Source organism: Methylomonas rhizoryzae, from assembly GCF_008632455.1.
Taxonomy (GTDB): Bacteria; Pseudomonadota; Gammaproteobacteria; order Methylococcales; family Methylomonadaceae; genus Methylomonas; species Methylomonas rhizoryzae.
Genome location: NZ_CP043929.1, coordinates 2,694,972 through 2,710,336 on the forward strand (window position 1 = coordinate 2,694,972; position 15,365 = coordinate 2,710,336).

Sequence of the window (15,365 nt, forward strand, 5' to 3'; positions counted from 1 at the left end):
ATCTAACGATCATGAAACCGCTGCATCGCCCCGGCACATGAAAGGTAACCGGATAGTGAGAGCGGCCCCGCCGATCGCGACCATGGCGTCGCTTCCGCCGCCGCATTCACAAAACGGCCCTCATCCGGTCCTAATCTGCGCCTCATCGATTTTTAATTCCCACAGCTTACGATTGCAACATGGTTAACAACTGCTCTCTATACCGATGCTGCCCGAGTTACGCACCAACCCCAAGCGCCGCTACCTATTCCCGCTACTATCCGCTGTTCTGCTGTTAAGCGGCTGCCAAAGCCTACAACCCGTTTCGATCGAACAGGCACCCGCGCCAACCGCGCCGGCAACCGACGCGGTCGCTATCCATCGGTTTCCGCTACCGGCCGATCAGAACCTGATCGGCGGCTTAGCCAGCCTGCAAAGCCGCCACCACGACACCCTCTCCGACATCGCCCGGCACTACGGCCTGGGCTATACCGAAATCAGCCTGGCCAATCCGCAACTCGACGCCTGGAATCTGCAAGACGGCGACACGGTGTTGCTGCCCATGAGCTTCATTGTGCCGGAAGCGCCGCGCAAAGGCATCGTGCTGAACCTGGCCAATATGCGGCTGTTTTACTACCCGTTAAAACACCACAACCGGGTGGAAACCTATCCGGTGGGCATCGGCCGGGACGGCTGGAATACCCCGGTAGGCTTGACCGAAATCATCTCCAAGCGTAAAGACCCGGTTTGGAGCGTACCGGAATCCATACAGCGCGAACACGAGGCGTTGGGGGATCCCTTGCCCAAAGTGGTCAAAGCCGGTCCGGACAATCCCTTGGGCGCCTACGCCCTGCCCTTGGGGATTAACGGCTATTTGATCCATGGCACCAACAAACCTTACGGCATAGGCATGCAAGTCAGCCACGGCTGCGTACAACTGTATCCGGAAGACATCGCGGCCTTATTTGAGCAAGTCAAGATCGGCACGCCGGTGCGCATCGTCCATCAACCGTATTTAATCGCCTGGAAAGACGGCGCGTTGTATTTGGAAGCCCATCCGCCGCTGGAGAAGTGGGCCAAATCGACCGCAAATCTGCAACAGGACGTCAAGGAAAAACTCCGCGGGCAAGCCCTGGTTTATCAAACGCTAGTGGATTGGGATAAAGTCGAACAAGTATTGCAGCGCAGCGACGGGGTACCGACCCCGGTTACGGTCGGCAGTCCGGACGCCGCGGCATTGCTGACCGACGCCACTCACCTTAATCACCCGGAACGTTTTTTCGCCCAACCGGAAATCAACGACATCGGCGACAACGACTGGGCTCTGAAAGCCTCCGGTTTCGAAACCGAAACCGAAGCACAAAAGTTCGCCGCGATGTTAAACCATCAAGGCCCGCCGATTCCGGCCCGCAAAGTGTTTATAGACGGCAGCTACCAAGTGGTGGCCGGTCCTTTCAAATCCAAACAAGCGGCCAAGCGCGCCAGCAAGCGCATTAAAGAAAACTTCGACATTCAAGCCAGCACTGTGGCTCCCAAACCGACGTTGAACAACTGAAGGTCCGAAACCTGCTGCATCGCCCCGGCGAGTGAAAGATAATCAGTTGGAAACAACACCCCTGGTCGCGACAAAACCATTACGCCTGCAAGAAATTTGATAGTCATGTTCAGGAAGCTATGATTGACTCTGAGTCCTGAAAGTCGCCATATTTTCAATGTCAATCGTCCGAGCTATTGTTCCGCGAGTTTTAGATTTAAAACCTACGAGCAGTCGGGTCTAGAAAAATCGCGCTCGCCCAGAGTTTATCGAAGGGTGAGTGCCTGCTAGACCGTCGGTACTTCGACTATGCTCAGTACGAACAGCCTAAAACACACGCCAGCTGCGCTTTGTCGGTTAAAAGGGTTTATCGGGAAATTTCGCAGCCCTGCCGCCGAAGTTTGCAAATTTCGGATACGCTTACCACCACAATCCAACCCGGAGGCCGACATGCGCGCCATGCTATTAACCCGGCTATGCCGATTAGCAGATACCCCGGAACCATTAGCAGCGATGGATTGGCCGCAACCATCCCCCGGACCCGGCGAGGTTTTGCTGAAAATTTCGGTTTGCGGAATTTGCCATACCGAATTGGACGAAATCGAAGGCCGCACCCCGCCGCCGCACTTGCCGGTCATTCCCGGCCACCAAGTGGTCGGCCGGGTGGCGGAACTGGGCGCAAACGCGCGCGCAGTCCGGGAAGGCGACCGAGTCGGCGTAGCCTGGATATTTTCCGCCTGCGGCCGCTGCCGGTATTGCTTGGCCGGTAACGAGAACCTGTGCGCCGAGTTCGTCGCCACCGGCCGAGACGCCAACGGCGGTTATGCCGAGTATATGACGGTCCCCGCCGAATTCTGTCATCCCATCCCGGCCGGTATCTCCGATTTACACGCCGCCCCGCTGCTATGCGCCGGCGCCATAGGCTACCGCTCTTTGCGCTTAAGCGGCATCGCGAACGGCCAACGTTTAGGCTTGACCGGCTTCGGCGCATCCGGGCATCAGGTACTGTCAATGGCCAGACATTTGTATCCGGACAGCGAAATCTACGTATTCGCCCGTAGCGCCGAAGAGCGCCGCTTCGCGCTCGAGCTAGGGGCGGTCTGGGCCGGCGATACGCGCGAACCGGCGCCGCACAGATTAGACAGCATCATCGATACCACCCCGGTCTGGACGCCGGTGGTGGAAGCACTGGCTAATTTGGCCGCCGGCGGCCGCTTGGTGATCAACGCGATCCGCAAGGAAGGCAACGCCGGCGCTTGGTTGCAGCTGGATTACGCCAAACATTTATGGCAGGAGAAGGAAATCAAGAGCGTCGCCAACATCACCCGCCGCGACGTGCAGGAATTTTTGCAGTTAGCTGCCGACATCCCGCTACGGCCGACGTTGCAGACCTACCCCTTGCAAGACGCCAATCCGGCGCTACAGGCGCTGAAAAAAGGCGACCTACGCGGCGCCAAAGTACTGCAAATCGCTTGAAGTATTGGTCGACGAGGTCATCGACGCGTCGTTATTCCGTCAACAAAGTCGCTATTGCAGCCTGCGCGTTGCACTGGGCAATAGTTTCGGCAAGCTGTGCCTCAGTGAGTTTGTGCTGGATCGATTGAGTTCCGCACCAATTGAATGGTTGGTATTCTTTTTGGGCGAAAGTCGCAATTTGGCATTTTTTAAACGGCGAATTCTTAAACGGCAATTTAGCGTCGGGTGCCAAGGGCTCCAGCCCTTCCGAGCTAGGTACATAAATCAGAAAATCCCCTTGCATCGCCAATACCGCACGGTATTGGCGAGCGACGGTGAAATAAAGAGCACCTACTACAATGTCGGCTTGTTTTAACCAGAGATTTTTGTTTTTCTTGTGCTTTTTCATGGCTAATCCGGATGGGCGACTAATCGCGAGAACCGGTCGACCCTATCCCGGCCGGCCGTCCACCCGCGGCGCCGACAAGATAGGCCCGTAATGCACCGCAAACAGCGAGAACGCCGCCAGCCAGCAGTAAGCCGAGGCAACCAAAAATCCCGGATACCATGCCGGAAACAGAGCCGGTAACAACACCCTGAACAGCGCCGCCAGATTAATCACCACGAAAGCCAGCGCAATCACGTTAGACGCTTTCAAAGCCCTACCGGTATGGCCTAAGGCCACCCGCGCCATCATGCCTAAGGTCAGGATACCGATGCCGCCCACGGTAAAAGCATGCAAGGCCAACACCGACGGCACCCAGGAAAATGCCGATAAAGCCATCAAGCCGAAACCGACAATCACCCAGGCATATCCAATGTATAGAACCCACAGCAGCGGTACATACCAAATCCGCCGGTCGTACCAGTCTGCCACCCGCAATACGTTGACCACGGCGGCAGTGAGGGCCGCCAAGGCCAAAACCCAGCCGGTCACGCCTAACATCACCAAGCCGAACGCTGCTAGCCCGGATGCCAACGCCGCTGCATCCCATACCGGGTTGCGTATGCAGATCACGCCCGACAGACCGCGCTCGGTAAAAAACGGAAACACCCGGCCGGCGATCAGCAAAATCATCATCACCACGACCGTCACCAGCACATTCAAGCCCAAATCCACACCGGACTCGGCCAGTCCTAATAATTGCGCGTGCATCAGCGCATTTCCCAATGCCATCAAACCCAACATCGCCACGAACACCAAATTTCTATGGTTAGCGGTGGCCAGCAAAGGTTTAATCACGAAATACCCCAAGCTCGGCAAAAACGCGAAATCCAGCGCGGCGATCAACACATCCGGCAGCATCTCGGCATAAAACGGGGTCACCCGACCGTAAATCCACAGCAAAAACAACCCGGCTAACTGGTCAGGCGACACCGTTTGCCGGCCGGTCCAATTGCTGACCGCAGTCAATAGAAACCCGGCGATCACCGCACTGGTATAGCCCAACATCATTTCGTGGGCGTGCCACAAGCTATGCGGATAATAATTGCCGAAGTGTGCAGAGCCGCTGGCCATGGCATTCCACAACGCAATCAACGCCAAAGCCGACAAACCCGCCAAGGCAAAAAACGCCCGAAAGCCCATTGCGAACCAAGGGTAGTTGAACACCGGTTTGTCACTCATGCGTGCCTTCCTCCAGCCAATCGATTTCATGTTGCGAGAATCCGGCGATTATACGCACATCTCGGTTAAACGGCCCCTTGGGTTTGCCGGGAAAATAAGCCAACAATTTTTCCTTGAACACCTGTTCCGGCGCCAGCCCCTGCCGGCGTGCCAACGCGGTCAACCAATAGGAACCGCGCTCCACGTGGCCGATTTCGTCGTGATAAATCCGGCTCAAAATCGCCACGCCGTCATGGTCGCCCAAATCCCGCAATTTATCGATCATCGCCGGTGTCACGTCGAGGCCGCGTGCCTCCAGACAGCGCGGCACCACGGCCAAGCGGGCCAGAATATCCTCGGCGGTTTGTTCGGCGTGCGACCATAGGCCTTTATGTGCCGGCAAATCGCCGTAATCGTAGCCCAAACTTTGTAAATGCTTGCGCAGCAAGGCGAAATGCTCGGCTTCTTCAGCGGCGATTTTCAGCCAATCCAAACAAAACTCAACCGGCAAACCGCGAAACCGGTAAGCAATGTCCCAAGCCAGATAAATCGCCATGAATTCGATGTGCGCCAGGGCGTGAAAGAACGCCGCCCTGCCCTCGCTGGTATCCAGCCGCCGGCGCGGCATGTCGCGCGGCATCAGTAGCAACGGACGTTGTGGGAAACACGTTTCGGCGATGGGCCGCGGGCACGGCGGGTCTGCAAACGCCAGACCGCCCTGCTGCGCCAGTCGTTGTGCCTCTATAGTCAGGGCGATTTTTCGCTCGATGTCGGCATCGAACAAACACTGCTCGGCCAAGGTGAAAAAGTTGTTCAATCCAGCTCCCAAGATATAGGCCTTAGCCTGCGACCATTCGATTAATCGATTATTGTAACCGTAATTTTATAGCGAGAATTCGGCGGGCGGTTGCCGTAAACGGCGTGACGATACCGGTGTGTTATCCGGCATTCCTCGTGGAATAGACAACCATCAAGTTGCAAACCATATCTGCAAATGGCGGGTCTTCGGCATCTGTAACGGCCTGATGTTGCCGGCGGGCCAAAGCCATGGTGCGGCTTAGATCGAAGGCGGCTCGCTCGGCCCGGACTCGTAGAGACTCAGGAATGCCGGGATACCGGCATAGCGGCGATGGAAACAATGGGGCGCAACCGGTCGGCGTCATCGGCCTCAGGTCGCAACAGCTACGGCGTTCCGCCCGCAGGTTAGGTGAGCGGCCGACAACCTATGACTGCGTCGCCAGCAGACCACCTTACCTCCGGGCCCGCTGGTACAAGCGACCACCGGCTCCTAGCGGCTACGGCTACTCATTTGAACGACGCCAACAGCACAGTAGCCAATTGTTGTGCCTGTAAACGAATTTCCGGCACTGCAGTGGTTTCCCACAAACTACCTTTTTTCGGAGGACCTAGGGTATAAACAAGTTCAGACTGCCGTCCTTGCCGGTCTATCAACGCGCCGTCCGCCGCAACCGCCAGGCCGAATCCCAGGTTATCGACAACACCCAGGCCCTTCTCGACCAACTGAGTAATCAATGGTTCTTGCAAGTTCCGATAGTCGCACTCGCTGCCCGTACAATTCATGATGCGATCGACAGATAGACTGTAACCGTCCGGTTGCGCGCGACTACGAATCCGCACGCATAACCTCCCCGCATGCTCGACTATCGATTCGATACGCCCTTTGTGAAACTGCAGTCCACCGTTACGCTCCATGTCTTGCAAAGCGGCAAAAGACTGCGGTGCAAGCCTGTGTCTGTGATTATCCCAATAAGGGCGTAAATGCCGTATAAAGCGCTTTTGCTCGACGTCCGACAGGCTTTGCCAGAGCATGGCGCTATGCGGCCTTAATGCGTCGATCAGGCCGCGCCAGTTGTTTCGATACGGTCCATCGGCGTTTAACAACTGCCTGAAGCGGCGTAGCCATACACCCAGCGATGCGGGCGCCGGCTCTAACCAATATGGGAGAGATTGGCAATCGGCATGACTGGTCGGCCGCAATCCGCGTCTGGAAAGCACATGAATTCGTCCGGCAAATCCCGTTTGCTGCAAGCTCAGCACCCAATCGACCATGGTCAAACCAGCCCCGACGATCAAACACGAATCGATGCCCCGCCAGGACAATTGGTCGGCATCGTTCCAGGGATTAGCGACAATCGCCGCCGGATCGACAGCGTTTGCCTCGACCGGCACCGCCGGCGGAAAATTGCCCACCGCTAGCACCAAGCGGTCTACCTGCAACTTATCGCCTTCGGCTAAATGCAAGGTTATCGTCCCGTTGCCAAGGTCGACGGCGACCACGTTACCGGCGATAGTCTCCAAGCCTGCCTTACCGGAATTTTGCGCCGCACTCACCTGCACGATGTCCGTGAGATAGTCGCCGTACAAGCGTCTGGCAACAAAACTATCGGCCTCTAAAGCCGAATAGGTACCGGGCTTGCGGCCGGTTCGTGTGCGGCTTCGCGCCCATTCCAAGAAATGCTCAGGCTGCTCGGCAAACGCGCTGATTTTACCGGCCGGCACGTTCAAATAATGACAGGGGTTGTCGGTACTGTAAGCCACGCCGCGAAACATCTGCCGAGGTTTGCGCTCTATCAGTTTTATCCGCATCGGTTCGCGCGCTTGCCGGATCAACTGAACGGCCAACATCGTCCCGCTGAATCCGCCGCCCACAATGCCAATGACAGGGACCGGCCGTTGAACCATATGTGTTTTCCTTTGTAGTCGGCTGATTCGAAATAACGAGCATTGCGGCTGCGGGCTACGGTCACGAATCCTGCTCGCCAGCGTGCGCAAGGACATCGACCCTGATCAAACCCGCCTGGAACCGCATTGCAGCGCCTTGACCTGCGCAACCAGTCGGTCAATTTCGTCGTAGGTATTGTAAAAAGCCAACGACGGCCGCACCGTCGCTTCCAGACCGAAACGGCGCAGAATCGGCTGGGCGCAATGGTGTCCGGCCCGCACGGCGATACCGACCCGGTTTAGGGCTTTGCCGACCTCGAGCGGATCGTGACCGGGCAGAACGAAGGACAGTACGCTGGTTTTTTCCGCGGCTGTACCGATCAAACGCAAGCCGGGCACGGTTCGCAAAGCGTGCAAGGCATAATCCAGCAGCTGGTGCTCGTAACGGGCGATATTGGCCAATCCCAATTGACTGACATAGTCCAGCGCCGCGGCCAAGCCTACGGCGTCGGCGATATTGCCGGTACCGGCCTCGAAGCGGGCCGGCGCAGACTGATAGCGCGTCTGCTCGAAAGTGACGTCGGCAATCATGTTTCCGCCGCCTTGCCAGGGCGGCATGCCTTCCAGCAGCTCGGCTTTACCGTACAACACGCCGATACCGGTCGGACCGAAGATCTTATGGCCGGAAAATACCAGCCAATCGCAATCCAGACTTTGCACGTCCACCGGCAAATGCGACACCGACTGCGCCGCATCCAGCAGTACTCTGGCCCCAACCCGATGCGCCAGCGCTATCATTTCCGCCGCCGGCGTGATCGTTCCCAAGGCATTCGACACATGAGTAAACGAGACCAATTTCGTCCGGCTGTTCAAAAGCTTTTGATAATCGGACAAGAGAATCTGACCGTCGTCGTCGACCGGAATAACTCGCAGTTGCGCGCCGGTTTGGGCACAAAGCAGCTGCCACGGCACGATGTTGGCATGATGTTCCAGCCAACTGACGACGATCTCGTCGCCGGCCTGCACCTGCTCTCGGCCCCAAGTTTGCGCCACCAAATTGATCGCTTCGGTAGAGCCGCGCACAAACACTACTTCGTCCGCCGAGGCGGCATGCAAAAAGCGCGCGACCCCGGTGCGGGCCTGTTCGTAGGCATCGGTGGCGCGGGCCGCCAGCTCGTGCGCGGCGCGATGAATATTGGAATTTTCCCGGCGGTAAAACGTCGCCAGCCGATCGATCACGGCCTGCGGTTTTTGCGTGGTCGCGGCATTATCCAGCCAGACCAGGGGATAACCGTTAACGCGTTCGGCGAGGATAGGAAAATCCCGGCGTACCGCCTGAACATCGAACGATGGGTATACGCCGGCCGGCCCCGGCGAGTTGATTTGGCCGATGCCGGTTTCGGCCAGAAAGTAATACCCGCCAGCCTGTCTTGACCGAGTCGAGTCGGATTTGAGTGCAGCCTCAAACACGCTTGCACACGCCAAACCTTTGGCAGCAAAAGCGGCCAATTCCAAGGCGTCGACATCGGTTGGTTTGCACGCATCGCCGCCGGCCGGCGCGGTCACGGCGGAAATCGGGAATACGTTCGGTAACGGCGGCGTCACCGCCGCGTGGATTTGCACCGAATCAGGCAATACTTCGGAATCGATTCCCGGCCGACGGCCGAAACCGGGCGGAACGGATTGCAACGCCGTTAACGCCGGCACTGCGGCCGAGACCGGTCCGACGTGAGACTGAGCAGGGTTCGGCCAGACCTGGAAATACCGGTTAGCCAGCTGCGCCAGTCGTTCCGGGTCCGGCAGGCATTGCGGCGGCTGAGCGGCATTCACTGCCTGATTCGCCAACGCTTCCAACGCGGAATTAGCTGTAATCATAGTAATTTTCCACTTCGACGTTTTCCAGCACCCCTATCGCATCGTCGGTCAGGACGGCGAGCGAGCAATACAGCGATACCAAGTAGGAAGCAATCGCCTTGTGATTGACGCCCATAAACCGCACCGATAACCCCATGCTCAATTCGTCGGTCAGATTCGGCTGGTACAGCCCGACCACGCCTTGCCGGCTTTCGCCGGTGCGCAACAACAAGATGCTGGTTTTGCCGTCGATGATTTTCAATTTGTCGGTGGGAATCAACGGCAATCCGCGCCAGGTTAAGAATTGCGAGCCGAACAAAGCCACAGTCGGCGGCGGCGTCCCACGGCGGGTGGCTTCCCGGCCGAACGCCGCTATCGCTCTGGGATGTGCCAGAAAAAATGCCGGTTCCTTCCAGACCCTGGCAATCAACTCGTCCAGGTCGTCCGGCGTCGGCGAGCCTTTACGGGTTTGCACTTTTTGCTCGGGCGCGATGTTATTCAACAGACCGTATTCGGCATTGTTGATCAATTCGCTTTCCTGCCGTTCTTTGATGGTTTCTATGGTCAGACGCAACTGCTCGTGAATCTGGTTATGCGGGCTGCTGTACAGATCGGCCACCCGGGTGTGCACATCCAATACCGTGTTTACCGCATTTAAACGGTATTCGCGTCCCCATTCCTCGTAATCGACGAAGGTTTGCGGCAGCACTTTTTCGTCCAGACTAGAACAATCCACGGCAATGCTGGTTTCGCTCTTGACTTTGTTGACTCGGTATATACCCGCTTCGACCGGTACCCACGGCAATAGATGCACCAGCCAGCGTGGCGTGATGGTACCCATCATAGGCACGGTTTTGGTGGCGTTCGACAGCGTTCGCGCCGCAACGTCGCCTAATGCGGTGTGAGCTTGATGAATATCTGACATAACAACTCCCTGATTATCGATGATGAACGAAAAAAATCGCGCTACAAGCGCTTCATCCGCCAGATCCAACCGTGATTCGGCTTTGTTTTGGCCAAAAAAAAGCCCATGAACTGTTATCGTCGTTAAAACGATAACAGTTCATGGGCTTCCGGTCGTCCGGTCAGCGGATGATGGTTTTACAATACTGCCAGCAATCCAGGCCTGTCAAGCAGTAATGCAATATAAATCAATCTCTTATCTCATATTTATATAAGCAGAGCGAATAATTGCAATTCGCGCTATAACATAAAAATTTACCGAACCCAGGCATCCGGCTATCCGTCAAGCGACAGCGCATACCTCGGTACGAACTTGCCCTTGGCTCACCCGGCTGCCCGGAGGGACGTCGTGGGTTAGCCAGACGTTACCGCCGATCACCGAACCCCGACCGATGGTGATGCGGCCCAAAACGGTCGCGCCGGCATATATAACGACGTCGTCTTCGACAATCGGATGCCGGGCATGGCCTTTTACCAACATGCCACTGCCGTCCTTGTCGAAGCGTTTGGCGCCGAGAGTAACCGCCTGGTACAAGCGGACCCGACTGCCTATCACCGCGGTTTCCCCTATCACCACCCCTGTGCCATGGTCGATGAAAAAACTGTCGGCAATTTGCGCACCCGGATGAATATCGATGCCCGTGTCGGCATGCGCCACTTCGGCAATTACTCTGGCCACTAGCGGCGCTCCCAAACGGTACAACGCGTGGGCTACCCGATGGTGCAGCGAGGCAGTGATCCCCGGGTAGCAAATCAGGACTTCGTCGGAACTGCCAGCCGCCGGATCTCCCTGGTAAGCGGCTTGGATATCGCTATCGATCAACAAGCGGATTTTCGGCAACTGTTCGGCAAACCCGCAAACAATTGCCGCCGCCGCCGGCGAAACCTCGATCGCCTCGCCACGCTGTTCGGCGGTGAAACGCAATTCCAAGGCCACCTGCCCGTATAACTGACGCAGGGCGCTATCCAAAGTATGGCCTACGAAATAATCGATGCCGTCCTCGTTCAAATCGACCTGTCCCAGGCGATTGGGAAACAAAGCCGCACCCAGACTGTCGACCAACGGACCCAGCACCTTGCGCGACGGTAGTTTAGGCGGGTGATCCAAACGCCTACGATTTTGCAACGAATTGACGCGCACGCTACGCAATTGCGCCACCAGTGCGTCAATCGGTAAGCTCAACGCAGCTCCGACTCGACTCATACCGCCACGCCTTGCGCGTCGAACAAGCCTTCGAATAAGGCCGAACTCAAATAGCGTTCACCGGAGTCGGGCAGGATCACTACGATGGTTTTACCGATGTTTTCATCGCGTTTGGCGACACGCACCGCCGCTGCGACGGCTGCGCCGCAAGAGATCCCGGACAATATACCCTCGTCGCGGGCTAGCCGCCTCGCGTATTCGATGGCTTCGTCGTTGCTAACCTGCTCGATCGCGTCGACCAGCGACATATCCAGAATATCCGGCACAAAACCAGCGCCTATCCCCTGAATCTTATGCGGCGCCGGTTGCAGTTCCTGGCCGCTACGCGCTTGGGTCAAAATCGGGCTGGCTTCTGGCTCCACCGCCACCGAAACAATCGGCTTACCCTTGGTTCGTTTGATATAGCGCGACACGCCGGTTATGGTGCCGCCGGTGCCGACGCCAGCCACGAAAATATCGATTGCGCCGTCGGTATCGCGCCAGATTTCCGGTCCTGTGGTTTGCTCGTGGATGGCAGGATTCGCCGGGTTTTTAAATTGCTGCAACAGCACGTACCGGTCCGGTTCTGAAGCGGCGATTTCTTCGGCTTTGGCGATTGCGCCTTTCATCCCCTTGGCGCCTTCGGTCAAAACCAATTTGGCGCCGTAAGCGACCAACAATTTGCGCCGCTCTATGCTCATCGTCTCCGGCATGGTCAAAGTCAGCGGAATGCCGCGGGCGGCAGCGACGAAGGCCAGCGCGATGCCGGTATTGCCACTGGTCGGTTCGACGATTTCTTTGCCGGGTCCCAACAAGCCGCGCTGTTGGGCGTCGTTGATCATCGCCGCGCCGATACGGCATTTCACCGAATAACCGGGATTCCGCCCTTCGATTTTGGCGAGCAACGTGACCGGCGCGCCGCCTGTGATGCGGTTGAGTCTGACTAGCGGGGTATTGCCTATGGACTGGGAATTGTCCGGGTACCAAAACGACATGGGGTTGTCCTTGCGCCGACTAGACGCGGTAACATGGGTTAAAGTCAATATCTGCTTGCGTCGGCGGCGCATCGAGGCTCGCTGACCGACCGCCCCATATTAACAATCAATGCCTGAACATGAAAATCAAATAAATACAATCACTTTGGGAAAACCGGCCTCTGATCGTTGGGAAGACCCGCAGCATGTTTTTACCGGCTGCCGATTCGGCTTCAAGTGGAATTGACCTTACCGCTAGCACAGCCGTAACCCTTGGCACAACGGCTACTCTTGCCTTGCACGCACACTACGTCACACCGGCGACAGCGCAACAGACCGAGAACTTATGATCATTCCGCCGTAACGCTCTTGACCCTAAACTTTTCGTGTTTTTCTATCTGCACGATGCGGCCGTCGTGCACCACGATTTCAACCGACCCAAACCGCATACCGCGCAACATCGCCACGATACTTTGCGCCAATTGTTGCTGGCCGGAATCCGAAAAATCGAAATCGACGGGTTTATTCATAAGGCCTCCTGCATTAGTGATGGACTCTAGCCGCTATTGCGGCGCAATGTTATGCAAAACGCCCGGATGTGCAAAACGTTAAATATCGATGTGCATTTATCAATTTTCGATAAGACCCTTCTCGTTAAGAGACCTCATGGAGTGGAGGCAATACGCGGGGTTATTTTAGGAATGGCGTAAACAGGACAGTCCGAAACAGCGAATTTAACTTGCTGATAAGGGATATTCAATATATTTCGGATAATTGCAAGATGCTAGTCCATCAATATTATTTATTCGCTTTTATCAAGTCCAATACCTTAACTGAAACATCATTTAGCGTCGCCTTAAGTTGCTCGAAAAATAGCTTGTTGTCCTGAGTACAAAACGCTTCCAAACTGTAGCAATTGGGATTTTTCACTGTCCATATCTCATAGGGCCGCTCTTGCTGACTGGCACCGGATTCGCTATAAAGGAAATTCTTAAAATACAACAGTTTCATGGAAGCCAAGTCAATGACAGACAAATTAACGCTGCTTTCTACGCAAAATCTACCGTTTATAGTACATTCTCGAAATTGAACCCTATTAATGCGAACCGTCACTAACGACTTCAATCCCAACTGTTCGGATTGAGCTAATAACTGTGAAAAATCGCCAAAAATAAATGGTTCCGTTAGGTTATTGCTACTAAACGCCACCTTAATCGCCGTACCAAAGTAAGAAACAAAGTCGAAGCATGAAAGCTCGCTTTGGAAATAATTCATACATGGTTGCCATTTTGCTTCGGTATATTCACCATAGATTTCCCCGGCCAATACTCCTATCGGCAAATACATCAAATAAAGCATCAACGGCAAGGCGCAGACCTGTCCGGCACCTAAACATGCCCTGGCAATATCTTGTCCAGCCGCGGGATAACTATATTGCCCGGGATTGCCAATACCGGTGAAACGACTCATCCCGCGCAACTCCCATGGAGGGGATACAAAATTATTTTGATATTGAACGAGAATCCCAATCGGCATCAGGTTTTTTTCCGTTAGAACGGTATCTGTGGGCTCTAGCAACTCCGTCGAAAAAGGGATGGTATTAGCGAAATAGCTAGCCGCTATATTCTTTGCTACCTCGGACTCGTCTATCGGATCGTTCACTTTTTCACAAGACGGAGGCACCCAAAATCCGGAATCCATACAATTTGCCAGCAATGACCCGGCATACAGTATTTTTCTATCCGCACCGACGTTTAGTAGAAAATGCTTTTCCAATTCTACCGCTATACTATTATCCTTAAAAGCATATGAAATAACATTTATATCATATACCCCAGGATTGGCATAAAAATAAACCCAACCTTGCTGTTTAGTTTTCTCGGAAAATGAGGCTATTTTATCGGTAGCGGGATAAATTTTCTCCGGCAAGCCATCTTCTGACAAATTCGAAATTTTAACCGTCATCGTTGCGCCGTATCCGCCCGAAATGAGGTTTTCGGAAATATCGACAAGTTTACCGGTCTCATCTTTCGCCGTTAGCCGAATCAAAATTACAGATGCGCTATTGTCAGCTTCGCTAATCAGCTGGCCCGGTAACTTTACACTGACATTTGAACATGCCATACAGATAAGCAACAATACCGGAAATAATAAAATATTATTGATTAAATTTTGTAAACGCATAACAAAACCCAGCCAACATCCATCACGAGTTTATATAAAACTTCAACCACCCTTTGTTATCGGTATACGCCCATAAAAAAATAATTTCAACCGAGTAATTATGTAGGAATAATTACAAGCGATTAAACCCAATCCTGGTTGAGTTCGCCGAAACAACTCATCCACACAAATGAATAGAAACGGTTTTTACTACCAATCATAAGTTTTATTGATATGCAGCAGACATTGCGTGGAAATTGGTATTCGTTAACTTGCCTGAACCGGTTTTTGTTGCCAGATTATTTGTTGGCGTTACGCTACTTCGAGCCATACGCCGCGGGTTACTCATTGCCATGCAGTTAAGGCATAATCATTCGCCCTCAGATTCTATGGTTTTTTCAAGCGATATGGTTGAGGCAGGTAATTTTCTTAACGTCGCATCGGGCATCGGCTTGTTGCCAAAGCGAGCATGCGATGCGTAATAATTTTCTGGCGATAATCACCAGCCGGTTCCGATTAGCGCAGCGTAATCGGAGAAATGAGTAAATACATGCGTCCGATTACGCTGCGCTAATCGAACCTATGGCCTAGTTGCTTACGATCAAGCGACCGGCGCTGTCGTAGACGTAGCGGGTTTGCCCGGCCCCGTTGGTTTTCAACACCCGCCGCCGGCCGTTGTCGTAGCGGTATTGCTCGCTGGTAGCGGCTTGGGTGAATGTGATCAGGGTACGGTTGGCGCCGTAGCGATAGGCAAAACTGCCGTAGCCGGTAATAAAGCCGGAAGGTCGTAGCGGTAAGCAGCGGTATAGCCCTGACTGCCGTTAGCCGGCGGAGTCGGAGTGATGTATTCATTAATCAGGCGGTTGTCGTTGTAGGATGATTTCCGATTTGCGCCGCGAATCAGCTACAACATCAGATTAAACCGCCGCACGGTCGTAGGCGATCCGCAATCCAAATGCCAGCATACGGCGG

Annotated in this window: 12 protein-coding genes; 2 read left to right on the plus strand and 10 right to left on the minus strand. The window is 54.8% G+C overall.

Annotated elements, in window-relative coordinates:
• The first annotated feature begins 205 nt into the window (after positions 1-205).
• Both F1E05_RS12040 and F1E05_RS12045 read left to right on the plus strand, forming a co-directional pair.
• A complete protein-coding gene (locus F1E05_RS12040) occupies positions 206-1,534 on the plus strand; it encodes a L,D-transpeptidase family protein (protein ID WP_150048774.1) in 1,329 nt (442 codons plus the stop codon).
• A gap of 429 nt (positions 1,535-1,963) precedes the next feature.
• Entirely contained in the window at positions 1,964-2,989 is a 1,026-nt protein-coding gene (locus F1E05_RS12045) for a zinc-dependent alcohol dehydrogenase family protein (protein ID WP_150048776.1), read from the plus strand.
• 31 nt (positions 2,990-3,020) lie between these two features.
• On the opposite strand, the gene F1E05_RS12050 is transcribed toward F1E05_RS12045, so the two are convergent.
• The 10 genes from F1E05_RS12050 to F1E05_RS12095 form a co-directional block, all read right to left on the minus strand.
• Positions 3,021-3,377 carry a hypothetical protein gene (locus F1E05_RS12050; RefSeq protein ID WP_150048778.1) on the minus strand — a complete coding sequence of 119 codons (357 nt, stop codon included), beginning with the start codon at positions 3,375-3,377 and terminating at the stop codon, positions 3,021-3,023.
• Between the two features lie 42 nt (positions 3,378-3,419).
• Positions 3,420-4,595, minus strand: coding sequence for an NnrS family protein (locus F1E05_RS12055; RefSeq protein WP_150048780.1), 1,176 nt, complete (start codon positions 4,593-4,595; stop codon positions 3,420-3,422).
• Entirely contained in the window at positions 4,588-5,391 is an 804-nt protein-coding gene (locus F1E05_RS12060) for a ferritin-like domain-containing protein (RefSeq protein WP_150048782.1), read from the minus strand. Before F1E05_RS12060 ends, F1E05_RS12055 begins: the two co-directional genes overlap by 8 nt.
• Positions 5,392-5,879: 488 nt before the next feature.
• Positions 5,880-7,277, minus strand: coding sequence for an FAD/NAD(P)-binding protein (locus F1E05_RS12065; RefSeq protein ID WP_190303123.1), 1,398 nt, complete (start codon positions 7,275-7,277; stop codon positions 5,880-5,882).
• A 105-nt stretch (positions 7,278-7,382) separates the two neighbouring features.
• Positions 7,383-9,131: a family 2A encapsulin nanocompartment cargo protein cysteine desulfurase gene (locus F1E05_RS12070; protein WP_150048786.1), complete on the minus strand. Its 1,749-nt coding sequence runs from the start codon at positions 9,129-9,131 to the stop codon at positions 7,383-7,385.
• A complete protein-coding gene (locus tag F1E05_RS12075) occupies positions 9,118-10,035 on the minus strand; it encodes a family 2A encapsulin nanocompartment shell protein (protein ID WP_150048788.1) in 918 nt (305 codons plus the stop codon). The genes F1E05_RS12070 and F1E05_RS12075 overlap by 14 nt, the downstream gene beginning before the upstream one ends.
• 321 nt (positions 10,036-10,356) lie before the next feature.
• Positions 10,357-11,277 carry a serine O-acetyltransferase EpsC gene (gene epsC, locus F1E05_RS12080; RefSeq protein WP_150048790.1) on the minus strand — a complete coding sequence of 307 codons (921 nt, stop codon included), beginning with the start codon at positions 11,275-11,277 and terminating at the stop codon, positions 10,357-10,359.
• Positions 11,274-12,251, minus strand: a complete 978-nt coding sequence (gene cysK / locus F1E05_RS12085) for a cysteine synthase A (protein WP_150048792.1) — start codon at positions 12,249-12,251, stop codon at positions 11,274-11,276. Before cysK ends, epsC begins: the two co-directional genes overlap by 4 nt.
• Positions 12,252-12,580: 329 nt before the next feature.
• Positions 12,581-12,760: a YezD family protein gene (locus F1E05_RS12090; RefSeq protein ID WP_150048794.1), complete on the minus strand. Its 180-nt coding sequence runs from the start codon at positions 12,758-12,760 to the stop codon at positions 12,581-12,583.
• 268 nt (positions 12,761-13,028) lie between these two features.
• Positions 13,029-14,414, minus strand: coding sequence for a hypothetical protein (locus F1E05_RS12095; RefSeq protein WP_150048796.1), 1,386 nt, complete (start codon positions 14,412-14,414; stop codon positions 13,029-13,031).
• Between the last annotated feature and the right edge of the window lie 951 nt (positions 14,415-15,365).